This window comes from Aeromonas sp. 604176, from assembly GCF_049170755.1.
GTDB classification, from domain to species: Bacteria; Pseudomonadota; Gammaproteobacteria; order Enterobacterales; family Aeromonadaceae; genus Aeromonas; species Aeromonas veronii_A.
Genome location: NZ_JAAKNE010000209.1, coordinates 1 through 3,054, shown reverse-complemented (window position 1 = coordinate 3,054; position 3,054 = coordinate 1). Strand labels below are relative to the sequence as shown.

The 3,054-nt window shown below is 57.6% G+C and carries 3 protein-coding genes; all 3 read right to left on the bottom strand.

What is annotated here, in order from left to right:
• Positions 1–1,205: anaerobic C4-dicarboxylate transporter (locus G5358_RS20635; protein WP_421324835.1), on the bottom strand; the 1,205-nt coding region annotated here is incomplete at its 3' end.
• A gap of 374 nt (positions 1,206–1,579) precedes the next feature.
• A complete protein-coding gene (locus G5358_RS20630; protein WP_216954204.1) occupies positions 1,580–2,335 on the bottom strand; it encodes a substrate-binding periplasmic protein in 756 nt (251 codons plus the stop codon).
• 110 nt (positions 2,336–2,445) lie between these two features.
• On the bottom strand, positions 2,446–3,054 hold a 609-nt coding region (locus G5358_RS20625; RefSeq protein WP_421324834.1), incomplete at its 5' end, for an amino acid--tRNA ligase-related protein.

Sequence of the window (3,054 nt, the reverse complement as noted above, 5' to 3'; positions counted from 1 at the left end):
AGATCGCTCGGGTAGGTCGGCAGCACGAAGTAGCCGTAGCTCGCCGGCAGGAAGGCGATCAGCAGCTTGGGTTCGACACCCAGCGCCAGACCCATGGGGGCGATGGCGGTGAGGGCGGCGGCCTGGCTGTTTACCAGCTTGGAGATGAGGAACAGCACCAGGGCGTAGGTCCAGGGCTGGGCCTGTACCACATGGGCCAGAGTCTCTTTGAGCAGCGGCATGTGAGCCTGGAAGAAGGTCTCACTCATCCATGCCACCCCGAATACGGAGAAGATGGCGACCATGCCTGCCTTGAAGACGGCGCCGTTGGCAATCTCGCCCGGCTTGACCTTGCAGCGCATCAGGATGATGGCACCGGCGATCAGCATCATCATCTGGATCACTAGGTTCATGGAGAGCGGGCCGGTCTTGTCCTTGATGGTGAACACCGGACGCAGACCTTCGTTGGCACCGAGCAATACCACGGCAGCGATGGCGGCGAAGAAGATCCAGGTAGACCAGTAGGCCTCTTTCGGGAACTTGGTGTTAAGCAGGGTCTCGCCACCACCGTAGATGAAGGCGCGCTGCTCCGGGTCTTTGATCTTGGCCTGGAACTCTTCGTCCTTGTCCAGATCCTTGCCGCGACGCAGGCTCCACAGGGCCGCCACGATGACACCGGTCAGGGAGGAGGGGATGGCGATCATCAGGATGTCGAGCAGGCCGTAAGCCTGACCGATACCGTGACCTGCCGCCAGAATGGAGACCATGGAGACCACGGCAACGGAGACCGGGGAGGCGCAGATGGCCATCTGGGAGGCAACGGAGGCGACAGCCATCGGGCGCTCGGGACGGATGTTCTTCTGCAGCGCGATGTCAGCGATGATGGGGAACATGGTGTAGACCACGTGGCCGGTACCGCACAGGAAGGTGAGGGTCCAGGTCGTGAGCGGCGCCAGGATAGTGATGTATTGCGGGTGACGGCGCAGCAGACGCTCGGCTACCTGCATCATCAGGTTGAGGCCACCGGCAGTCTGCAGGGTGGCGGCACAGCCGATCACCGCCAGAATGGTCAGCATTACCTGAACAGGCGGTTCGCCCGGCACCAGGCCGAAGACGAAGGTCAGCAGGAAGAGACCGATACCACTGATGAGACCGAGCCCCATGCCCCCAAAGCGGGTACCCAGCAGCAAGCAGCCGAGTACCACTAAAAATTCCATCAAGATCATTCCGTTACCTCGTGTGATTCAACCCATATTGCCGCGGGTAGCCTGAACCATGAATTGTCATTGTCTGTTTTATTTAGCCCAAAAGGGTTAGTTGCTATTCTGCTCCCCTGAAAAAGTGAAAAAATTGAGTTACTTCAATAACTCGATGAATTTTTGATTAAACCACTTAAAAACCACGTACTAACAAAAACATCATTTTTGTCACCAAGTGGTATCACTCGGGGCCAGCCCATCAGAGTGCAACCAGAGGCGTTGTGATGGGGAATGCGTTGGTAAGGAAGTTGTGGAAAAAGGCCCGGGTCAGGGGAGAAGAGGCTGTAAAAACACGGGTTAAAGATATCTTTTTTGACAAATGGGGTGTTCTGCGACTCTGCTCATCGGGGGGCGGGTGCTGATAGCAGATAGCGACGCTGATACTGTTCGCTCAGCTGCTTGATATCGAGTCTGGCTAGCGCATTGTTCACTCGCTGTTGCAGTTGCTGTTGATCGGGACGGAACATGATGTGCAGGCTCTTGTACCCGAGGATCTTCGGGTTGAACTGCAGCTGTTCGGGGTGGAGTTTGTCATCGTGATAGGTGAGCCAGTAGAAAACATCCCGGTCGATCACGGCCAGATCGAGCCGGTCGCGCTGCAATTTTCGCAGGTTGAGGTGATCGTCGTCCACGGCAAAGGTGTTGAGGAGCTTGCTGGCCATCAGGGCATCAAATTCACGGGTATTGATATAACCTGCGACGACCCCAATCCGGTAGGAAGCGAGATCTTCGAGTCGCTGCCAGTGGATAGGGGGGCCGGCTTGCTGCGCCATGCCCAGCACACTACTGCCCACGCTGGTGGAAATATGCCACCGTTTATCCAGATCATCGGCGAAGTATTTGGGGAAGTAGCCGCTGTAGTGCTGGGCGGGATCGGATGCCAGCAACATGGCTCGATGCCAGGGGTAGAAGTCAAACTGAACCTCCAGCCCCGCTTCGGCAAATGCACGCTTGACGATATGGCCGGTAAGGCCACCATCAGGGAGATGCTGGCTGGTATAGGGGGGCCACTCCAGGGTGGTCAGGTGCACGGGTTCTGCCCGCAATTGCAGGGGGAGCCAGAGCAGCAAGAGTGTCAGAAGCCGACGATATCCCATGAACGACCCATTCCTTGTGTCGATTGGTTCTGAGTATTACCCATAACGGGGGTAATAAAAAAGCCGACCCTGAGGACGGCTTTTGCAATGTAGTGGCAATATGCCGCTGATCAGAACTCGGCGGTACGCGGAGTTCGCGGGAACGGGATCACGTCGCGGACGTTGCCCATACCGGTCACGTAAACCACCAGACGCTCGAAGCCCAGACCGAAGCCGGAGTGCGGGACTGTGCCGTAGCGACGCAGGTCGCGATACCACCAGTAATCTTCCTTGTTCAGGCCCATCTCGGCCAGACGGGCATCCAGCACGTCCAGACGCTCTTCACGCTGGGAACCACCGATGATCTCGCCGATGCCCGGTGCCAGTACGTCCATCGCGGCAACGGTCTTGCCGTCGTCGTTGAGGCGCATGTAGAAGGCCTTGATATCTTTCGGGTAGTTCTTTACCACCACCGGAGACTTGAAGTGCTCCTCGGCCAGATAGCGCTCGTGCTCGGAGGAGAGATCGATACCCCAGGAGACCGGGAACTCGAACTTTTTGCCGCAGTTTTTCAGCACTTCGATGGCGTCGGTGTAGTCGATCTGGGCGAAGTCGGAGGAGACGAAACGCTCCAGACGGCCGATGGCATCCTTGTCCACGTGCTGGGCGAAGAACTCCAGATCGTCGCGACGCTCGGTCAGTACGGCGTTGAAGACATACTTCAGCATGGCTTCGGCCAG